Here is a 21513-nt window from a genome sequence, read left to right on the forward strand (position 1 = left end):
AATTCGCTCTATACTTGACTAAATTACTCGGTTAATACGTATCATACTCTCCTCGTCGTGTTGTCGCTAGTGTTCGGCGTAAAAATTTGGCAATCGGCGGTACGCTTGTTAGCTTGAAAAGTAATCGGAATTAAAGGACATTATCATGCGGTTAATAAGCTGTATTATCGTGCTGTTGAGCTTTAGCTTGCAGGCCAAGCCCATTGCCTATTATTTTGGCGATGAAGTAAAATTTGATCCCACAATAACTACGCCAAAACAAGCATTTGGATATGAAGTTGGGCAGTGGCATTTGCGCCACGATCAAATCGTTAATTATCTACATACCCTTGCAAGTGAGAGTCCAAGACTGAGTGTCGAAACAATAGGATTTAGCCATGAGCGACGTCCTTTGTTACTCCTAAAGGCGAGCTCGCCACAAAACCAACAAAACTTGGCACGTATTCAGCAAGATCATATTGCTTCATTGAGCAGTAGCCAAAACCGTTCAGACCAGCCTGTTGTGATGTGGATGGGCTATAGCGTGCACGGTAATGAGTCTTCAGGAAGCAATGCTGCGGTACTCATGGCATATTATTTAGCTGCGGCGCAGGGCGAGTCTGTTACGCAGCTCCTTGATAATGCAGTGATATTGTTAGATCCAGCCTTGAACCCTGATGGCTTATCACGTTTTGCTACATGGGCAAACGCCAATAAGAGCATGTCTCTATCAACCGATCCTGCACATCGTGAGCATAATGAGTCCTGGCCTTCTAGTCGCACTAACCATTATTGGTTTGACCTCAATCGTGATTGGTTACTACTACAACATCCCGAGTCACAAGCACGGATCAAAGCATTCCACCGTTGGAAACCTAACGTACTGACCGATTTCCATGAAATGGGCCCAAATAGTACGTATTTTTTTCAACCTGGGATCCCATCAAGGACTCACCCAATTACCCCACTACAAAACGTAACGCTAACCAATGAGATTGGTAAGTTTCATGCCAAAGCTCTTGATGCACAAGGGGAGTTATATTTTACCCAAGAGAGCTTTGATGACTTTTATTATGGCAAAGGCTCCACGTACCCCGATGTAAATGGTGCGGTTGGCATTTTGTTCGAACAGGCAAGTAGTAGAGGGCATGCACAAGAAACTCAGTACGGTGTGTTGAGTTTTCCTGAAACGATTAAAAACCAGGTCACGACGAGTCTCTCAACATTCCAAGCTAGCACGACGCATCGACGCGCTTTACTTGATTATCAGCAGCAGTTTTATCAACAAGCGAACGAGCTTGCGAGTAAAGATGAAATCAACGGCTACGTTGTTGCACGGGGCAAAGATAGTTATCGCTTTCAAGCGTTTGTGGATTTATTGAAACAGCATCAGATAGAGGTGAAATATCTCTCAAAAGCCAAAGAGGTTGATAACACCGAATATCAGCAAGGGGATTTATACATTCCACTAGCCCAGCCGCAATATCGCTTGATAAAAGCACTATTTAGCACACAGACGCATTTTAAGGACAACACGTTCTACGATGTTTCAGGTTGGACGATGCCGTATGCTTATGCTCTAGATTTTGCCGCAGTAAAAAGTGGCTGGGGTTTAAAGCTTCAAGGTGAATCGATCACTGACTCAAATCTATTGGCTCCCGTTGCAGGAAGTTATGCCTACACCATTGAATGGCATCATTACCTGGCGCCACAATTAGCAAATCGCCTTTTACAGGCTGGAGTGAAAGTAGCGGCTGCAATGTCACCATTTTCAGCATCAACCACCTCAGGCTCTCATGACTTTCAGGCCGGGACACTGGTGATAGCAAGTGGTATTCAGCAGCAAGCGGACTGGTTTACTCAGCTTGAAACAATCGCCAGAGAGCTTTCACTTCCAGTATATAGTGTGACTACAGGTATGACCCAAAGTGGCGTCGATTTTGGGTCAAGACAGATGCTACAGCTGCAAAAGCCAGAAGTCCTCATCATAGGTGGTGCGGGTGTAAGTCAATATGAAGCGGGTGAGCTTTGGTATCATTTGGATAGGCATTTAAAACTTGCCCCGTCGATTGTGGAAAAGCTGCATATCGAGAAACTCGATCTTACGCGCTATACCCACATTTTATTGGCTGATGGTAAATATGGAGATTTAAGTGACAAGAGCAAAGCTAAGCTCTTGAGTTGGGTTGCTAAAGGCGGTGTGATTTGGGGACAAAAGCGAGGTGCGCAGTGGCTAATCGAACAGCAGCTACTAGACGCTGAAATGGTTTCAAGCAAAGAAATGCGAGCCCAGTTTGACAGCAAAAATCTTACCTTTGCAGATCAAGATAGCCTTTCAGCAAAACAGCGAATTGCCGGCGCAATTTTTGACGCGCGTTTGGATTTAAGCCACCCCTTGTCTTTTGGCTTCGAGAACCGGGAATTACCTGTCTTTAAAAATAGCACTTGGGTGATGCATCGTAATAATAAGCCATTTATCGAGTCGTTGACGTATACTAAAAAGCCTTTATTGGCAGGGTATGCTGACAATACTAACGTTGAGCAGATCGCAGGTTCCTCAGTCTTGATTGCGTCAAAGTCTGGACGTGGAGTGGCTGTAGGAATGACTGATAACCCGGTATTTCGTGGCTTTTGGTTCGGTTCTAGCCGACTGCTAAATAACGCGTTGTTCTTTGCTCACGGCATAAGATAAGGTCCAGATAAGTTTATCTGTGCAGTGAGATTTTTAGCGATTTGATTGATATCTATTGTCGTGATATCAAGCAAATAATACGCTTTTTAAGCGTCGAATGGTGTGAGGCTGATAGCCATCGCCCACACCATTTTTGCCCCGTTTTGTTTACACACTTTTGCCGCTGCATTCATGGTCGCGCCCGTTGTGATCACATCCTCAAGCAATATGATATTTTTTCCTTCAACAGATTGGTTGAGTACAAAGGCATTGTTTAAATTATGTTTTCGTTTAGCTTTGGTCAGCTCAGATTGCGGCTTGGTGTGCTTTGTTCTTTTGAGTATTGTTTGGGTGAGTGGTAGCCCTTGCCAAATTTGCTCAACTTGATTGTAACCTCGTCGGATTAACCGTCTTCGGTGTAGTGGCAAACAACAAACAAGGTCTACAGGGAAGCCATTTTCTTCACTGAAGCGCTGCCATAGTGTTTGAGCCAGCAGATTTAAGGCACATTGATACGCTTTACTGTGGTTAAACTTTACTCCTTGCAACCATGTGTTTATAGGCGTGCGATACCAACTTGCCACGGTTAACCCATCGCAGTCTTCAAGGCTAACCATGCGTTGGATATTGGGGTAATTAAGTAGGTTAATCTCTTGATCCATAAAGTCTAAGCAGGCTTGTAAGCAGTGTGGACAAAGCAAGGTTTCTGTTGTGCGTTGTTCACAGCATACACAAGGCTGACACCACTTCTTAGGTAATAACCGATTAAGTTGGATCATTGCTTTCCATCCCGGGTTAGCTATCATGGCGTCAAGTTTGGTATAGAGAACAGATAAATGCAAAATGAAGTTGTGCTGCTCCATGGTTGGGGGATGAACAAAGCGGTGTGGCAGTTATGCGAGGAAGCTTTAGCACCTACAACGCCAGTTAAAGCGGTCAATATTCCTGGATTTGGTGGTACACCAAGCGCCGAGGGGGATTATTCTCTTGAGCGTAACGCTTTACTTATTGCTGAGCAGCTGATGCCGCAAAGCGTGTTGATAGGCTGGTCTTTGGGCGGCTTATTTGCATTGTATTTAGCTGCTCATTTTCCAGACAAAGTTAGCAAGGTTATTTTGGTCGCTTCAACGCCATTTTTTTGTGAGCAAGCTGATTGGCCCGGAATAGCCCCTAAGGTGCTAAACAACTTTGAGACTCAACTGCAAACCAATAGCGCAAAAACGATAGAAAGGTTTTTAGCTATTCAAGCGATGGGCAGTGAACATGCCAGAGAAGACATCAAACAACTTAAAGCGTTACTGGGTACACTGCCGGAAGCGGAGGCGAAAGCACTAGCTGGTGGACTGGAGATATTGAAATCGCAGGACTTACGTGATGAATTTTCACGGCTGCAACTCCCCACAATAGGCATATTCGGCCGTTTAGACTCTCTTGTGCCACAAGCGGCTGTAGAGAAAATGCAGGTACTCAATCCAAATTTTAAGGCTCATACGCTTGCAAAAGCCTCTCATGCGCCTTTTATCTCTCATAAAGAAGCCTTTTTATCACTCCTTAAATCAATTATTTAGATATTTGGAACAATAAAGCGGCAAAAAATTGCCGCTTTTACTTTTCTTTGTTGATATTTTGCGCAATAATTAGTCAGTAAGAAAAGGTTTATCTAGGTGCGAATATGCCAATAGGTGATGTGTTAAATAATGGAATCGACGGTTATAACCGCGCTGCTCAGGGGATTGCCCAAGCAAGTGCTGATATTAACCGCGCTGCCATCGATCAACAAAGCGATTCTGAACGTGCATCTGGGCGGCAGTTGCAGGGTGCCAGCGCCGGTGAAGCTGTGACGGCTCCTGTGAGCGAAACCCCAAGCTTGACCGAATCCGTGGTAGCCTTAAAAGTTGAAGAGTTTAACGCGAAAGCCAATGTACAAACTATTCGCACTGCAGATGAAGTGCTAGGTACGTTGATTGATATTAAAGTGTAATGAACATAGTAACGCCACCACCGGCGATGAATTTAAACACTGCCAACGTGTACACCGAAACGGTTGTACGCGATAACCAGCTGCGTGAAGCGATCCCAAAACCTGCGCCAACTAATCCCTCATTTACTGAAAACCGCAACCTTTCCGATTCAGAAAAAGGCCGCTCTTCTGACGTAGACGATGCAAAAGTTTACGGTTCTGATGGTAAAACAGAGCAAAGCAAAACCATTCAAGGCGAAGAGGAAGGCGAAAAAGGCGAAAGCCAAGAAAAAGATAAGAGTGAGCAAGAGCAGCAGCAAGCCGAGCAAGATGAGCAGGTAATTCAAGAATTAAAAGCTCGAGATAGGGAAGTAAGATTACATGAGCAGGCTCATGCCAGAGTAGGTGGGCAATATGCTGGTTCTCCGAGTTATGAATATCAGCGTGGTCCTGATGGCAATAACTACGCTATCGGCGGTGAGGTAATGATCGACGTTGCGCCGCTTGAAGGGGACCCGCAGGGCACGATTGAAAAAATGCAAACGGTGAGAGCGGCAGCGTTAGCACCAGCAGAACCATCTGGCGCTGACAGAGCTATCGCGGCGGATGCGACTCAAAAACTCTCGGCGGCGCAGGCTGAGTTGGCAAAAGCTTCTATCAGTGGTGAAGAGCAAAGTGATAGCAAGCGGGTACAAAACATTCAAACTCGCCGCTTGAGTGGTGAGCAGGCAAAAGCAGAGAGTGAAGAGGAGCAAGCTAAGCTTAAGCAGGATGCAGATCCTTACGCTGTTGCGATGCCAATTGAAGCTGACCCTGAAATCCAAGCAAGATCGCTCAGGATCTCAAATTTTTATCAACATGTAGCGATGCCTAACCAACCCGCATCGCTATCAGTGCAAATTTAACCGTAGGTATTGGCCTTCTCCTCCGCGGGTCATTGCAGTGAAAACGAGTTAAAACCCCCGACAAACGAAAAGCGCGACCAAGGCCGCGCTTTTCTTTGTTCACTGTTCTGTTGAGATTACTTCTTCAGCTTTGCGAAGGCTTCAGCAAACGCATTACCCATCGCAGCATTACCCGCATCTCGTGACTTTGGCTTAGAAGACTTAGGCGCCGGTTTTCCTTGATGTTTTTTTGCGCTCTGCTTTTGCGCTGGAACTTGAGATATGTCATCGTTTAGGCGCATGGTAAAGCTAATGCGTTTACGAGGCACATCAACCTCAATCACTTTGACCTTAACGATATCTCCCGCTTTAACGACTTCACGCGGATCGGAAATAAACTTATCCGTGAGTGCTGAAATGTGAACAAGTCCATCTTGATGTACACCTACATCCACAAAAGCCCCAAAATTGGCGACATTAGAGACCACCCCTTCTAAAATCATACCGACTTTTAGGTCTGTGATTGTCTCAACACCTGCTTTAAACTGCGCTGTTTTAAATTCAGGGCGAGGGTCTCGGCCTGGTTTATCTAATTCTTTGATAATATCAGTGACCGTTGGTACTCCAAACTTATCATCTACATAGTCGTTTGCCACAAGGCCATTCAAGACCTCGCGATTACCGATAAGGGAATTCACTTCTAGATTTTGTTTTTGACAGATCGCTTTGACAACAGGGTAAGCTTCTGGGTGCACTGCCGATGCATCCAGTGGATCATCTCCATTGGCGATACGTAAGAAACCAGCCGCTTGTTCAAATGCTTTCGGTCCTAATCGCTCAACTTTTTTAAGCGCTTTGCGATCCGTGAAAGAGCCATTTTCGTCGCGGTATTTTACGATGTTACTGGCTAATGTTTTATTCAAGCCCGAGACGCGCGTTAGTAATGGTATCGATGCCGTGTTCACATCGACACCCACTGAGTTTACGCAGTCTTCGACCACAGCAGTTAGCGTTTGCCCTAACTGGCTTTGAGAAACATCATGCTGATATTGGCCAACACCGATTGATTTTGGTTCGATTTTTACAAGCTCTGCTAACGGATCTTGTAATCTTCTTGCAATAGAAACTGCGCCACGTAGAGATACATCAAGATCTGGAAATTCGTTTGCGGCAAATTCAGAGGCTGAGTACACCGATGCGCCAGCTTCACTCACCATGATTTTGTTGAGCTTTAATTCGGTAGCGCTTTTTAGCAGTTCTGCGGCCAGTTTGTCGGTTTCGCGAGACGCAGTCCCGTTACCGATAGCAATAAGCTCAACTTTGTATTGGCGGCACATTTGCTCTAGTGTCTTCAGCGACTTATCCCACTGGTTTTGAGGGGCATGAGGGTGGATAGTACTGGTTGCAATCAGTTTACCTGTGGCATCGACAATGGCGACTTTACACCCAGTACGTAATCCCGGATCAATACCCATTGTCACTTTTGCACCAGCAGGCGCAGCCATCAGCAGATCTTTTAGGTTTTTCGCGAAAACTTCGATAGCGTCTAGCTCTGACTTTTCACGCATTGACCCTAAGAATTCGTTTTCCAAGTGCAGGGCGATTTTAATCTTCCATGCCCACTGGACCACACCCATTAACCAATCACTGGCAGCTTTACCAGAGACGGCTAGGCGGTAATGATCAGCAATGATCTGTGCACAAAATTGAGCGGCGTCTTCTGCGCTTGGTTCCGGGTTGATAGATAACTGCAAAAAGCCTTCGTTACGTGCTCGTAGCATCGCCAGCGCGCGGTGTGATGGAATTTTATTTAGCAGCTCATTATGTTCAAAATAGTCACGGTATTTGCTTCCTGCTTCTTCTTTACCTGCGATGACTCTTGCTTCGATTTGCGCGTTGTCTTTAAGGTGTGCTCGGAGCTTAGCAAGTAGTTTAGCGTCTTCTGCAAAACGCTCCATGAGAATGAATTTAGCGCCATCTAAAGCTGCTTTGCTGTCTGCAACGCCTTTGTTCTCATCAATGAAAGGAGTCGCTTGTTGTTCTGGGTCTAACGTTGGATCTGCAAATAAAGCGTCAGCTAAGGGTTCCAAACCTGCTTCTATCGCGATTTGGCCTTTTGTTCTGCGCTTTGGTTTGTATGGGAGATATAAATCTTCGAGTACGGTTTTGCTGTCGGCGGCTTTTATTTCTGCATTTAACTCAGCAGTAAGTTTACCCTGCTCATCGATGGTTTTTAAAATAAACTCGCGACGTTCATCAAGCTCTCGTAAGTAACCTAACCTTTGCTCAAGCAAACGCAGTTGAGTGTCATCTAAGCCACCCGTTACCTCTTTACGGTAACGTGCAATAAATGGAACGGTTGCCCCTTCGTCTAGCAAACTAATAGCAGCGTTAACTTGCTGTTCTCTGGCGTTAAGCTCAGTTGCTAAACGTTGTGTGATATTGCTCATGCAAAATCCTTATACTCTTCTTAATCGGTCTGTGCTGCCTAGATAATACTCATCTTGGGCAAACAAAATTTAGCTCAATGTTATCATTGTTCGGTGTTTCTGCGATATTCGATTTGGTTGATATACCAAAGTCTTTGGCCGTGCGGTGTGGTGACCGTAATTTCATCATCGACTTGTTTGCTTAGTAAGGCCCTAGCCATTGGTGCATCGATGGAGATGTAGTCATTGCGCTCGTATATCTCATCAGGTCCAACAATACGAAATGCACGAACCTCGCCTTCTTCGCTTTCCACTTCTACCCAAGCGCCAAAAAATACTTTACCTTCTTGTTCGGGACTGTATTCCACGACTTTTAGTTCGGGCATACGCTTTCGTAAAAAGCGCACCCGTCTATCTATTTGCCTTAATAAGCGTTTATTGAAGGTGTAGTCGGCATTTTCGGAGCGATCGCCTAAACTCGCAGCCCAGTTCACAATTTTGGTGATCTCTGGGCGCTTTTCAAACCACAGATGATCATGTTCTTGCTGCAGTTGGCGGTATCCTTCGGGCGTGATCAAATTCGTTTTCATGTTTCTCAGGTATTTTGGGTTAAACCCTTGTAATGTTCGGTAACAATCTAGTATCAATGTATGGTGTCGAAAAGCACCAAATTCAATTATATTTAAGCATAATAATATCATGGTCCATTATCGCCATGAGCGTTAAATGAACAGGATGATGATTTGTGCACGAAATGTCGCAGATCAGCAAGCTTTAGTAAATTAATAAATAGAAGAAATATAAATGGGAAATGAAACCACCAAAGTGCTCGTAGTTGATGACGATATGCGTTTACGCAGTCTGTTAGAACGTTATCTCGTTGAGCAAGGATTTATCGTCCGCAGCGCAGCCAATTCTGAACAAATGGATAGATTACTTGAACGCGAAAACTTTCACTTGATGGTGTTAGACTTGATGCTTCCTGGAGAAGATGGCCTTTCCATCTGTCGTCGTTTAAGACAAAAAGAGAATGAGATCCCAATTGTTATGTTGACGGCGAAAGGTGACGAAGTTGACCGTATTATTGGCCTTGAGCTTGGCGCGGATGATTACATTCCAAAACCATTCAACCCAAGAGAACTGCTGGCGCGAATAAAAGCCATTCTTCGTCGTCGTGCCAAAGAAGTACCAGGTGCGCCTGCGGCAGAAGAAAATGAAGTGAGCTTTGGTAACTTTACCCTTAATTTAGCGACGCGAGAGATGCAACATGGAGAAGCGACGATTTCACTTACCTCAGGTGAGTTTGCGGTACTTAAAGCACTGGTGAGTCACCCGCGAGAGCCGCTTAGTCGAGATAAGTTAATGAACCTTGCTAGAGGGCGTGATTATAGCGCACTTGAGCGTAGCATTGACGTTCAGGTTTCGCGCTTGCGTCGTATGATTGAAGATGACGCGTCAAATCCTCGCTATATACAAACGGTGTGGGGTCTTGGGTACGTATTTGTGCCAGATGGCGTGAAGTAGCCAGCATGTTACCTCGTAGTGCATTTGGTCAAACTGTCTTCTTTGTTGGCGCGTTGCTATTGATAAATCAAGTCGTGTCTTACATTACTGTTACCTTATACGTCTTCAAACCAACCTTTGAACAAGTGAACCTGATGCTTGCTAAGCAGGTTAAAACGGTCTTCATTGATTGGGAAGATGGTGTTGAAGTTGACAATACACTATCTCGCAAATTTTTTGAGATAACCGGCATTGAGGTGATGACACAAAGAGAGGCGTATGTAAATGGGCTGGGGCAGGCCAAAGAATATACATTGCTGTCTCGTAGTATGTCGGAGCAACTTAATGGCTCTGCGCGAGTCAGGATAAGCCAAGGAGATCCGGTTGTTTATTGGGTTGAGCCACCACAAGCGCCAGGGTATTGGGTAAGAGTGCCGCTGAGCGGACTCAGTGAAACAAAAATGGAGTTTTTAGTTTTCTACCTCTCCAGTATTGGTTTCTTAAGTGTGTTAGGGGGTTGGCTTTTTGCTCGGCATCTAAATAAACCGCTAAAATCACTACAAATTGCTGCTAGTCGAGTAGGCGTCGGGGACTTTTCAACCCGTCTTGTTGAAGAAGGGTCTACTGAAGTCATAGAGGTGACTCGGGCATTTAATAAAATGTCTAAGGGGATCGCAGACCTAGAAAGTGATAGACGACTGTTAATGGCTGGTGTTTCACACGATTTACGTACACCCTTAACCCGAATTCGTCTAGCAACTGAAATGATGTCGGATGAAGAAGACTACCTGCGCGAGGGAATAATCGATGATATTGAAGATATGAATGCGATTATCGACCAATTCATTGAATATCTCCGTCATCACAATGGTGCAGAAATGTCGGCAGATGACGTTAACACGGTTATTGAAGAAGTCGTTCATGCAGAGCAGCAGCATCAGCGACCAATTCACTTGCAAGCAGAGGAATACTTACCTGCGGTGATGATGAATGCCGTCGCGTTAAAGCGAGTGTTCACTAATATGATTGAAAATGCGATCCGTTATTCTGAACAAGATATTGAGGTGACAACAGAATACAGCCCCAAGCACCGTGCTGTTATCGTAAAAGTAATGGACAGAGGGCCTGGTATCCCGGAGTCAGAGTTAGAGTCTGTATTCGAACCATTTAAACAGGGAGATCAGGCTAGAGGGAGTGAGGGAAGTGGCTTAGGGCTTGCCATTATCAAACGTATCGTGACCACACATGGCGGTAAAGTAAGACTGCGAAATCGAGATGGTGGTGGTCTGATCGCGGAGGTTTCTTTGCCTGCTTATCGGGGAAAGCTTGAGCAAGCATGATTTTCAAAAGAGTGGGCGAGCAAGTTGAGCACAATAAAGCATAGGGATTTAAGCTATCAAAAGGGAATGTTAGATACACTGTATTTAAACCAATTGAAGCGAGTGATAGCGACAAGCTTTTCCAATGTAGAGGTAGAGCATTACTTTGCACTGTACTTTGAAAAAGGTGAAAGTACAAAGCGCAGACTTCGGTTGTTTTTATCAGGCGGGGATATTGTCGGCTATTGCTTATTGACCTTTGATGATAGCAATAATGACGTTTGTATTGTTGGCGCTTCAGCTGCTTTTTTACCTGACTTTAGAGGGAAAAACAGTACCTTTAGGTTTTCTCTTATCGAGGTATTAAAACGTTATATACGTAACCCACGTAGAAAACTGTTATATGCAGATACCATGCTAAGTCCCGCTATGTTTAGGGCTATGGCAAAAAATATCGCCGAAGTCTATCCGAATAACTTGTCTCAAAATAGCGCGATAGCAACGCTCTATGACACTATCAACCCGAGTGGCTTGGTAAGTTCTTATAATGGTTTAAGATGTTTGAAGGTTGTTGGGCGTAAAACCAATTATAGTGAGGCTGAAATTGTACGCTTTAGAGAAAGCAGCAAAACTGAGATTGCACTTTACTGCAGTGTTAATCCCGACTTTGATAAGGGAATTGCGCTTGTGACTATCATTCCAATCTCGATAAAACAATTTGTATTAACCTTTAAAAAGTTGGTGTTAAATAAGCTTTGGAGCACGTCGTAATAGGGCGGACTTCCGCCCTATTAACGGGTTTGATTTCTAGCAGATATCTGCTGAACGGCAAAGTCCCATTGATTCACAAATCGCAGGGTGAGTATCACAAATTTGCCAACTACCACAATCAATCCTAGAGCCAAAAGTCGCGCCCGCGGCAGCAATCTTTCTGGTCGCCTGATTGTTTAGATCTTTCGCTTGCAGCGATTTTAGTTGTTTCTTCTTTAATTTTAATTTCATGGTTTTCCTTATACATGCTGTTTAAATAATCAGCAATATATAAGCATGTATGTACCTAAATGTTAATACCAAGTTTGTTGAAAGATATTCATGTGTAAAATGGGCACAAAAAAACGCCCAAACAAGGGGCGCTTTTGATAAAGGAATCTTTCTTAGATTTAGCCGCGAGGACCTGCTGCTTTGATCGTTTCAGAAACATCGTATTTAGCGAAGTTTTCTTTGAAATCAGCTGCAAGCTTAGCTGCATATTCCGCATACTTAGCTTGATCTTGCCATGTATTTACTGGATTAAGTAGCTTGCTATCAACACCTTCCACTGCCACTGGTACATCTAAATTTAGTGCCTCAATGTGCTGTGTCTCAACGCCTTCTAATGTATCGTTCACGATTGCGTCAATCACGGCGCGAGTTGTTGGAATGTCAAAGCGTTTGCCAATACCATAAGGACCACCAGTCCAACCTGTGTTTACTAGGTAAACTTTAGCGCCAAACTCACGCACGCGTTTCATTAGTAGCTCAGCGTACACGCCTGCTGGGCGAGGGAAGAAAGGAGCACCAAAACAAGTCGAGAAAGTTGATTCGATATCAGAGGTTGAACCAATCTCAGTTGAGCCTACTTTCGCTGTGTAGCCACTAAGGAAGTGATAAGCCGCAGCTTCTTCGCTTAGGATTGAAACAGGAGGTAATACGCCACTCACGTCACAAGTTAAGAATACAACTGCACGAGGCTCGCCTGCGCGGTTTTCAACTTTACGTTTTTCAACATGCTCAAGTGGGTAAGCTGCACGCGTATTTTGCGTTAAGCTTGAATCGGTATAATCAGGAGTACGCGTTTCATCTAGTACGACGTTTTCTAAAATAGTACCGAAACGGATTGCATCCCAAATAACTGGTTCGTTCTTTTGTGACAGGTCGATACATTTCGCATAACAACCGCCTTCAATGTTGAATACGCTACCAGGCGCCCAACCGTGCTCATCATCACCGATAAGAAAACGCTTAGGATCCGCAGAAAGCGTGGTTTTACCTGTTCCTGATAGACCAAAGAATAGCGTCGTGTCGCCACCTTCACCTACGTTTGCACTGCAGTGCATAGGTAGTACGCCTTTTGCTGGTAGTAAGAAGTTCTGTACAGAGAACATCGACTTCTTCATTTCACCGGCGTAATGCATACCTGCGATAAGTACTTTGCGCTGTGCAAAGTTAATGATAACGGTACCGTCGCTGTTTGTGCCATCACGCTCAGGATCACAAACAAAAGAAGGTACGTTCATCACCTGCCATTCAGGTAAATCAGCTTTGTTATAAGAGTTAGGTTCGATAAACATGTTTTTAGCGAAAATGTGGTGCCAGGCAGTTTCCGTCGTTACAACGACTGGTAAATAATGCTCAGGGTCCGCACCGACTTCTAAGTGAGAGACGAAGTGGTCATTTTCAAGAACGTGCGCTTCTACGCGAGCCCATAAAGCATCAAACTTAGCACTTTCGAATGGGCGGTTTACGTTACCCCATTGGATGTCATTTTCTGTGCTTGATTCTTTCACGATGAAACGGTCGTTTGGTGAACGTCCAGTACGACGACCAGTTTTTGCAACAAAAGCTCCATTTGCGGCTAAAGTGCCCTCGCCACGACGGATAGCGTGTTCGACAAGTTCAGCTGCGGTTAAATCGACAAAACGAGTAGCGCTTGAAGTCATGTTTATACCTAAAAAGTGAGAGTTGAACGGGATAGCTCTGGGGTACTCTTGCCCTTAGCTAAATTTATAGTAACAGATGAAATTGAGATATTCGAGCCTTTAGAGTGCTTAAAATTACATAAAAACGTCAAAAAACTTGAATAATTTCAATGATACCGGTGTCATAATTTTTATATGTTTTATGACACCGGTATCACTCAATAGCCATAAAAAAACCGCCAAAAATGGCGGTTTCATTTTGTAATTAAGGGCTAAAACGAAAATTAATTAAAAAGGAATTTTATATCTTGCTCGTTTAAAAGCAGTAATGACAACTAATATTAACTTCACCGTGTTTTTGTATGTCTTCCATTAAGGCTTCTAGCCCAACATTGGCCAGCGCATTTTCGGTTTTTTCACGACTACATCCACATACAAACGAGATAGCTTGTGGTTCAAAAAGTTGAGGATTGTCTTCGTGATACAGTCTTGTTAGTACGGTATTCGCGTCCAAATCTAGTAGCTCTTCATCTTTAATCGTGTCGCTTAGTGCTTCTAGATGTTGGAAGTCGGCGATAGACTTTTCTTTATTGACAGGCAGTACCTGTAAAAATAGACCTGCAGCTTTTACTTTATCGCCAACTAGGCTTGTTGCGAACCATAAACGGGTTTTCAACTGCTCGGATTGCTCGAAGTATTCTTCTAAACATTCGGCAAGTGATGCTTTAGAAAGTGGAACTATGCCTTGATAGCGTTCGCCTTTTGTCGGTGTAATGGTGATAACCATATACCCTTTACCCATTAGCTCAGGTACAGATGATCCTGAAACCTCAGATTGCAGTCTTGCTACACCACGCATCTGTTGTTTGTGATTACCATTGATCACCGCATATTTTACTGGTCCATCACCTTGAAGCTGAACAGCAATGTCACCTTCAAACTTTAGCGTAGCGGTAAGCAAACTGGTTGCAACCAATAACTCGCCTAATAGCTGCTGCACAGGCTCTGGGTAGTCGTGACCGCTAATGATGTCAGTAAAAGTCTGTTCTATTTGTACAAGCTCACCACGTACGTCTAACTTGTCGAAAATATAACGGTGAAGTAAATCAGTCTGCATCAATGAAAATCCTAGTTTGATTTCAATTTAAGTAATTCACGGCGTTGTTTCTTGTCCGGCTTAGTGGCAGGACGAGGCGCAAACAAACTGTTGTTTTGGCGCGCCAACGCATTTTGAGTTCGTTTTTCAATGCTTGCTTCAGACTCTTCATAGAGAGTTTGAGCAATAGGAGCGGCTTGTCGCTTTTCCATGATTTTGAGTATGGTGACTTCTTTCTCTTCATATCCTTGGGCTAACTTTACCACGGCGCCAACTTCAACCGTTTTACTTGGTTTACAGCGCTGACCGTTGTAATGTACCTTGCCACCTTGGACCATATCGCGAGCAAGTGCTCGTGTTTTGTAGAAGCGAGCAGCCCATAACCACTTATCAATACGAACTTTCTGTTCGGATTGGTTGTTTTCCTGTTGGAGTTTTGTCACAATTCGTTAACTATTTGCCAGTGTGAAATTTAACCTAGCAAATTTAGCATATTTCGTTATGCAAACAAAGTAGATGGCAGGCACTAAACTTGTGAGTTAATCGCACTTTACCTAAAAAATGAACTAATATGTGTATCTATGTTCCAAGGTTAAGTTTAGATTCAGTTAATTGGCCTAGGGTGTACCTATTTAATTAAAAGTTTAACAATTGCACGCTTGTTGAAAAAATGTCGAGGCGGTACACTGGGGCGTTCAGAGAATAAGAAAAGTATTATATGGAATTACAGTTACAACAGCTCCAGAAGTTTTGGCTTAGTTTACCTCACGCAAAATTGAGTCGTATCCTTGTTGTCCTGTCGGTTGTTTACGTTGCGTTTCTCTTTTCGCAATTATTTTGGTTGTTATGGCCAGTGCCGCAAACGCAGCCTCTGCTCCCAGCATCACAACTGTATAGTCAATCAAGTAGCGGTATTACTAGCCAAGGAATTGTCACTCAAAACTTGTTCGGGGAAGCAAATGCTAAACCTGATATCAAGCCGCAACCTGTGGTTTCTGATGCGCCAGAAACTACGCTAAATGTCAGGCTCACTGGGATTGTAGCGGTTAGCCAAGACGATGGCGCTGGCCTTGCTATTATTGAATCTCAAGGCCGCCAAGAGACCTACTCTGTGGATGCATCAATTACAGGAACTCGCGCGAAGCTTGCCCGAGTATTACCTGATCGTGTGATTTTGGATGTTAGTGGACGTTTTGAAACGCTGATGTTGGATGGATTAGAGTTCAGTCGCACAGTTGCGATGCCATCTAGGGCTAAGCAAATTGTTAATACTAATACTGCGCCAAACCCTGCTGCCAGTGAATTAGCGAATCGACGTCAAGAGTTACTTAGCGACCCTGGAAAGTTATTTGATTATATAAAAATCTCTCCAGAGCGGCGCAATGGTGAATTGGTTGGGTATCGACTTACACCAGGCAAAGATCCCGACCTATTTAAACAGGTGGGACTGCAATCGAATGATTTAGCAATCGCGATAAATGGATTTCAGCTTACGGATATGAAACAGGCTATGTCAGCTATAAATGAACTTAGAACCAGCACAGATGCAAACATCACTATCGAGCGAGACGGTCAAGTGATGGATGTTCAGTTTAGCCTGTAAAGTTACTAATTTTGGAGTTTTAGAATAATGGGTAAAAAGCTACACCTCACAAAAACCAAAAAAGGGTTAGCTAAGTATGCAACGCTCTTGATTGCTGCTGGTATTTCACTTTCTGTTTCTGCGGTTGAATATGCCGCGAACTTCAAAGGTACAGATATTAATGAATTCATTAATATCGTCAGTGATAAGCTGAATAAAACCATCATCATAGATCCTAACGTACGCGGTAATATCAATGTCCGCAGTTATGAGTTGATGGATGAAAAACTGTATTATCAATTCTTTTTAAACGTGCTTGAAGTGTATGGCTATTCAGTTATTGAAATGGATAGTGGTGTGCTTAAGGTGGTTCGTAGTTCTGATGGTAAAAAGTCGAACGTGCCTTTGGTATCTGGTGAGGAGCTAGGTAACGGTGACGTTATGGTAACGCGTGTTGTTCGTGTGAGAAATGTCAGCGTGCAAGAGCTTGGTCCACTTATTCGTCAATTTAGTGACCAAAAAGATGGAGGTCATGTAACAAACCTGAATTCAGCAAACGTGATGATGCTAACGGGTCATGCATCCTCAGTGAACCGTCTAGTTGATATTATTAAAACGGTTGATCAAGCAGGTGATAAGCGTGTTGATATCGTTAAATTGAAGCATGCTACTGCTGAAGATGTAGTTAAAGTCGTTGAAAAGATTTTCCAAGATTCAGGCAAAGGTGGTGTACCGGATTTCCTTATCCCGAAAATAGTATCAGACACTCGTACCAACAGTGTGATTGTTAGCGGTGAGTCGCAAGCACGTAGCCGAGCTGCAGAGCTTATCAAGCGTTTAGACGATGAGTTGCAATCTCAAGGCAACACTCAGGTTTTTTACCTTAATTACGCTAAAGCGGAAGATCTGGTTAAAGTTCTTCAAGGCGTGAGTAAATCGATTGAAGAAGAGCAAGCGGCAGGTCAGCAGGCGAGAACTCGCAGTAGCAGCAAAAATGAAACTAGCATTGAGGCGCATGAAGATTCAAATTCACTGGTGATCACAGCGCAGCCGGACACCATGCGTTCGCTTAGCCAAGTGATAAAAAAACTGGATATTCGCCGAGCGCAAGTGTTGGTTGAGGCAATTATTGTTGAGGTTTCAGAAGCTGACGGTATTAACCTTGGTTTACAGTGGATCTCAGAGAAAGGCGGTATGTTACAGTTTAACGATGGTAAAGTAGCGCCAATTGGGTCTTTAGCCGTCGCAGCGCAACAAGCTCGAGATATTGAGGTGAAAGGTACGATCGTTGGTAGTGATGATAACAAGGTTTCGAACACTGTTGAGACTCAGCGAGGTGACTACACAGGATTAGCAAAAGTACTTGGTGGCATTAATGGTTTAGCCGCAGGTATTGTTAAGAATGATTGGGGTGCAATTATTCAAGCTGTAACGACGGACTCTAACTCGAACATTCTGGCCACGCCGTCTGTGACAACAATGGACAATGAAGAAGCTTCCATGATTGTCGGTGAAGAAGTACCAATCGTTACTGGCTCTACGGCAAATGATAATAACTCAAACCCATTCCAAACCGTTGATCGTCAAGAAGTAGGGATTAAGCTCAAAGTAACTCCGCAAATCAATGATGGTTCTGCGGTTCAGCTTACCATTGAACAGGAAGTATCAAGCGTGAAAGGTGCAACATCGGTGGATATTCGGGTTGCGAAACGTGCCATTAACACTACCGTTATTGCAGATGATGGCGGTATGGTGATTTTAGGCGGCCTAATTGACGAAACAGTAAACGAAGGGGTATCTAAGGTACCTTTATTGGGTGATATTCCAGTACTGGGACATCTATTTAGATCGACAAGCTCAAATAAAGAGAAGCGCAACTTGTTGGTATTTATTCGCCCAACTATTGTGCGCGATAGCCGTAGCATGAATGAGATCAGTCATTCCAAATATAACTTCATTCGTGGTGAGCAGTATAAGAAAAGAGAAGACGGTATCGAGTTGATGCCATTTGAAAATACGCCAATCCTACCAAAGTGGGATGACAAGTTGACTCTGCCACCGACGTATGAAGAGTTCTTAAAAGAACAAAACAAAAAAGAGCGTGAAAATGATTGATGAGAAAGTCACGCCGGATTTAGGAGCTGAGGCTGAAGAGATGGCAGCGCAGCTTCAAAGCGCAGAGCCAATACTAGATGAGGTGGCTGAAATGCCGCCTGTCCCCGCAATCACATTACGTTTGCCATTTTCGTTTGCACGTCGAAAAGGCGTACTACTTAGTCCAGATGGCGATCAAGCTAAGCTTTTCCATAAAGGTACCCTTGATCTCGAAACGCTAATGGAAGTACGTCGCGTTGCAGGCAAAACATTACATCTCGAAGCATTAGATGAAGAACGTTTTGAGCATATGCTTGAAGCGTCTTATCAAAGAGACAGTTCAGAAACACAACAGATGATGGAAGACATTGGCAACGAGATGGACTTGTTCTCGCTTGCTGAAGAATTACCACAAACAGAAGACCTGCTTGCTGCGGATGATGACGCGCCTATCATCAAGCTCATCAACGCTATGTTGAGTGAAGCGATAAAAGAAGGCGCATCAGATATCCATATCGAAACCTTCGAGCAAGAACTGGTTATTCGCTTTAGGGTTGATGGTGTACTGAAAGAAGTATTGAAGCCAAACCGGAAACTGTCTTCATTGTTAGTGTCTCGTATCAAAGTAATGGCTAAGCTCGACATCGCAGAAAAACGTGTACCGCAAGATGGCCGTATCAGTTTGCGGATCGCGGGACGTGCTGTAGATGTACGTGTATCAACGATGCCATCAAGCTTTGGTGAGCGCGTGGTACTGCGTCTACTAGACAAAAATAATGCGCGATTAGATCTCGAAGATCTGGGCATGACTCAAGCAAACCGCGACGCATTTGCAGAGATAATTGCTAAACCGCACGGTATTATATTGGTTACCGGTCCAACGGGTTCAGGTAAGAGTACGACCTTGTACGCAGGCATGACCCAAATCAATTCTAAGGACCGCAATATTCTAACGGTTGAAGATCCGATTGAATATGAGATCCCAGGCATTGGTCAAACACAAGTAAATCCAAAAGTGGATATGACATTCGCTCGAGGTTTACGTGCGATTCTACGTCAAGATCCAGACGTGGTGATGGTTGGTGAGATCCGAGATTTAGAAACCGCACAAATTGGTGTTCAAGCCTCTTTGACCGGACACTTGGTATTATCCACACTGCACACGAATACGGCCGCTGGTGCTATCACGCGTATGGAAGACATGGGGGTTGAACCGTTCCTGTTAAGTTCATCACTACTAGGCGTGCTGTCACAACGATTGGTAAGAACGCTTTGCCCTAATTGTAAAGAAGCGCATTTGGCGGATGAACGAGAATGTGAGCTACTGGGTGTGGCCAAAGACAGTGGCACGCAAATCTTCCGTGCGGTCGGCTGTGAAGAATGCAACTTCAATGGTTACAAAGGTCGGACAGGTATTCATGAGCTTCTCATTGTCGATGAGCCTATCCGTGAACTGATTCATAACGGTAAAGGTGAGCAAGCGGTAGAGAAGTATATTCGTAAGCGTACACCAAGCATCCGACAAGATGGCTGTTCGCGAGTACTCGCTGGTCAAACAACCTTAGAAGAAGTAATGCGTGTAACGCGTGAGGAAGGCTAATGGCAGCGTTTGAATACCGCGCTTTAGATGGTAAAGGCAAAGAGAAGAAAGGAATTTTAGAGGCGGATACGGCAAAGCAAGTTAGGCAGATGCTGAGAGAAAAAGCCATGATGCCACTTGAAGTTTTGCCTGCTGCTGAGAAAGATAAAAACCAAAGTAGTGGTGGTTTTACGCTTTTTAAAGGCTATCGTCCTTCGGTATCAGATCTTGCCTTGATCACGCGTCAGTTGGCGACCTTGATCCAATCCTCTTTACCTGTTGAAGCAGCAGTGATGGCGGTAGCGGAGCAATGTGAAAAGCCAAGACTAAAGCGTATGCTGATGGCGGTAAGATCAAAAGTCGTTGAGGGTTATACGCTTGCAGATGGAATGTCGGAATTTCCTCACGTATTTGATCACTTGTACCGCTCAATGGTTGCCGCTGGAGAAAAGTCGGGGCACTTAGATGAAGTACTAAATCGCTTGGCCGATTACACTGAGCAGCGCCAACATATGCGTAGCCAAATTACGCAAGCGATGGTGTATCCCATTATTTTGGTCATCTTTGCTATCGCGATTGTTTCCATTCTATTAGGGACGGTAGTACCAAAGATCTTGAAGACCTTTGAGAAGTCTAAGCAAGCACTGCCTTGGACAACTGAGTGGGTTATGGCTGCCAGTAATTTTGTACAAAACTACTGGATGATCACGTTGGCAGTGGTTGTCATTGGTACCTACGCGATTAAAAAAGCATTACAAAAACCTAAGATCCGCTTTTGGTATGATAGCAAGTTGTTGAGTTTACCGGGTCTTGGTAAGGTAACTCGCAGCGTGAATACTGCACGATTTGCGCGTACCTTAAGTATTCTCTCATCGAGTTCTGTTCCACTGCTTGAGGGTATGAAGATATCAGGCCAAGTACTTGAGAACGAAAAAATCAAAGCATCTGTTGCAGAAGCAGCGACTCGGGTGAGTGAAGGTGCAAGCCTTAGAGCGTCGTTGCAACAGACTAAAATGTTCCCACCTATGATGCTGCATATGATTGCCAGCGGTGAGAAGTCGGGTGAATTAGAGCAGATGCTTGAGCGTGCAGCGAATAACCAAGAAAGAGAATTTGAAAGTATGGTAAATGTCTCGCTGAAGTTGCTAGAACCTGCGATGATAGCGACGATGGCAATTATTGTACTGTTTATAGTTATGGCGATTCTTCAGCCGATTATGGCGATGAACAAAGCCGTAGGATTGTAGTCAAAAAGGAAAGGCCATCGCATGTTTTTGCATGGTCATCAATAACAGCATTGAGGTAAACATTGTGAAAAAACAATCAGGTTTCTCACTACTAGAAGTGATGGTGGTACTTGTTATCATCGGTATGATCTTATCTATCGTTGCGCCTAACGTGATGGGCCAACAAGAAGAAGCTGCAAAAGAAAAGGCACGTCTAGATATTCGTCAGATTGAAGACGCAATGAAGATGTACAAGTTAAAAAACAAGCGCTACCCAACCACAGAGCAAGGTCTAGAAGCTCTAGTAACGCAAACAAATATTGACCCTGTACCGAAGCGTTTCCCTGAAGGTGGCTTCATTTCTAAGCTTCCAGAAGATCCATGGGGTAACCCTTACCAATTAGTAAGCCCAGGCGAAATGAGTCAAATCGATATTTTTTCAATGGGCCCTGATGGCGAAGTTGGAACCGACGATGATATTGGTAACTGGGATTCGGAAGACGAACGTTAATC

The 21513-nt window shown here is 44.2% G+C and carries 18 protein-coding genes and 1 pseudogene; 12 read left to right on the top strand and 7 right to left on the bottom strand.

Annotation, left to right across the window (positions count from 1 at the left end):
• Positions 1-145 precede the first annotated feature (145 nt).
• Positions 146-2671, top strand: coding sequence for a M14 metallopeptidase family protein (locus tag L1D50_RS08615; RefSeq protein ID WP_239965886.1), 2526 nt, complete (start codon positions 146-148; stop codon positions 2669-2671).
• Between the two features lie 86 nt (positions 2672-2757).
• On the opposite strand, the gene L1D50_RS08620 is transcribed toward L1D50_RS08615, so the two are convergent.
• Complete coding sequence (locus L1D50_RS08620) at positions 2758-3429, bottom strand: phosphoribosyltransferase family protein (RefSeq protein ID WP_138522140.1); 672 nt, start codon at positions 3427-3429, stop codon at positions 2758-2760.
• Between the two features lie 57 nt (positions 3430-3486).
• On the opposite strand from L1D50_RS08620, the gene bioH reads away from it, so the two are divergent.
• From bioH to L1D50_RS08635, 3 genes are all read left to right on the top strand, one after another.
• Entirely contained in the window at positions 3487-4218 is a 732-nt protein-coding gene (gene bioH, locus L1D50_RS08625; protein WP_239965887.1) for a pimeloyl-ACP methyl ester esterase BioH, read from the top strand.
• A 104-nt stretch (positions 4219-4322) separates the two neighbouring features.
• On the top strand, positions 4323-4631 hold the full coding sequence (locus L1D50_RS08630) for a hypothetical protein (protein WP_010378475.1): 309 nt from the start codon (positions 4323-4325) through the stop codon (positions 4629-4631).
• Entirely contained in the window at positions 4631-5515 is an 885-nt protein-coding gene (locus L1D50_RS08635) for a putative metalloprotease CJM1_0395 family protein (protein ID WP_138522144.1), read from the top strand. The genes L1D50_RS08630 and L1D50_RS08635 overlap by 1 nt, the downstream gene beginning before the upstream one ends.
• Positions 5516-5631: 116 nt before the next feature.
• On the opposite strand, the gene L1D50_RS08640 is transcribed toward L1D50_RS08635, so the two are convergent.
• Entirely contained in the window at positions 5632-7944 is a 2313-nt protein-coding gene (locus L1D50_RS08640) for a Tex family protein (RefSeq protein WP_239965888.1), read from the bottom strand.
• A gap of 83 nt (positions 7945-8027) precedes the next feature.
• Positions 8028-8513: a transcription elongation factor GreB gene (greB, locus tag L1D50_RS08645; protein ID WP_128725409.1), complete on the bottom strand. Its 486-nt coding sequence runs from the start codon at positions 8511-8513 to the stop codon at positions 8028-8030.
• 214 nt (positions 8514-8727) lie between these two features.
• Between greB and ompR the strand changes: the two genes are divergently transcribed.
• The 3 genes from ompR to L1D50_RS08660 are packed head-to-tail and all read left to right on the top strand — an operon-like array spanning position 8728 to position 11516.
• Positions 8728-9447, top strand: coding sequence for a two-component system response regulator OmpR (gene ompR / locus L1D50_RS08650; protein ID WP_010378483.1), 720 nt, complete (start codon positions 8728-8730; stop codon positions 9445-9447).
• Positions 9448-9452: 5 nt separating this feature from the next.
• Positions 9453-10766: a two-component system sensor histidine kinase EnvZ gene (envZ, locus tag L1D50_RS08655; protein ID WP_128725410.1), complete on the top strand. Its 1314-nt coding sequence runs from the start codon at positions 9453-9455 to the stop codon at positions 10764-10766.
• A 24-nt stretch (positions 10767-10790) separates the two neighbouring features.
• Positions 10791-11516 carry a hypothetical protein gene (locus L1D50_RS08660; RefSeq protein ID WP_235956583.1) on the top strand — a complete coding sequence of 242 codons (726 nt, stop codon included), beginning with the start codon at positions 10791-10793 and terminating at the stop codon, positions 11514-11516.
• 36 nt (positions 11517-11552) lie between these two features.
• Here L1D50_RS08660 and L1D50_RS08665 read toward each other — a convergent pair whose 3' ends face one another.
• The 4 genes and pseudogenes from L1D50_RS08665 to hslR form a co-directional block, all read right to left on the bottom strand.
• Complete coding sequence (locus L1D50_RS08665; RefSeq protein WP_128725411.1) at positions 11553-11747, bottom strand: hypothetical protein; 195 nt, start codon at positions 11745-11747, stop codon at positions 11553-11555.
• A 158-nt stretch (positions 11748-11905) separates the two neighbouring features.
• Positions 11906-13444: a phosphoenolpyruvate carboxykinase gene (locus tag L1D50_RS08670; protein WP_128725412.1), complete on the bottom strand. Its 1539-nt coding sequence runs from the start codon at positions 13442-13444 to the stop codon at positions 11906-11908.
• Between the two features lie 263 nt (positions 13445-13707).
• Positions 13708-14540: pseudogene (gene hslO / locus L1D50_RS08675) on the bottom strand (Hsp33 family molecular chaperone HslO).
• Positions 14541-14551: 11 nt separating this feature from the next.
• A complete protein-coding gene (gene hslR, locus L1D50_RS08680) occupies positions 14552-14962 on the bottom strand; it encodes a ribosome-associated heat shock protein Hsp15 (RefSeq protein WP_010378496.1) in 411 nt (136 codons plus the stop codon).
• A gap of 275 nt (positions 14963-15237) precedes the next feature.
• On the opposite strand from hslR, the gene gspC reads away from it, so the two are divergent.
• The 5 genes from gspC (at position 15238) to gspG (ending at position 21511) form a co-directional block, all read left to right on the top strand.
• The gene (gene gspC / locus L1D50_RS08685; protein ID WP_128725414.1) at positions 15238-16122 is read left to right on the top strand and encodes a type II secretion system protein GspC; all 885 of its coding nucleotides are present in this window, start codon (positions 15238-15240) and stop codon (positions 16120-16122) included.
• A 27-nt stretch (positions 16123-16149) separates the two neighbouring features.
• The gene (gspD, locus tag L1D50_RS08690) at positions 16150-18216 is read left to right on the top strand and encodes a type II secretion system secretin GspD (protein ID WP_128725415.1); all 2067 of its coding nucleotides are present in this window, start codon (positions 16150-16152) and stop codon (positions 18214-18216) included.
• Positions 18217-18307: 91 nt separating this feature from the next.
• Positions 18308-19795 (top strand): type II secretion system ATPase GspE, encoded by a 1488-nt coding sequence (gene gspE, locus L1D50_RS08695; protein WP_174171065.1) that lies wholly within the window; start codon positions 18308-18310, stop codon positions 19793-19795.
• Positions 19795-21021: a type II secretion system inner membrane protein GspF gene (gene gspF, locus L1D50_RS08700; RefSeq protein WP_010378505.1), complete on the top strand. Its 1227-nt coding sequence runs from the start codon at positions 19795-19797 to the stop codon at positions 21019-21021. Before gspE ends, gspF begins: the two co-directional genes overlap by 1 nt.
• Before the next feature lie 64 nt (positions 21022-21085).
• Positions 21086-21511 (top strand): type II secretion system major pseudopilin GspG, encoded by a 426-nt coding sequence (gspG, locus tag L1D50_RS08705; protein ID WP_275669069.1) that lies wholly within the window; start codon positions 21086-21088, stop codon positions 21509-21511.
• Positions 21512-21513 lie beyond the last annotated feature (2 nt).

The sequence above is a fragment of the Pseudoalteromonas sp. Isolate6 genome (genome assembly GCF_022398435.1).
In the GTDB taxonomy this organism is placed as follows: domain Bacteria; phylum Pseudomonadota; class Gammaproteobacteria; order Enterobacterales; family Alteromonadaceae; genus Pseudoalteromonas; species Pseudoalteromonas galatheae.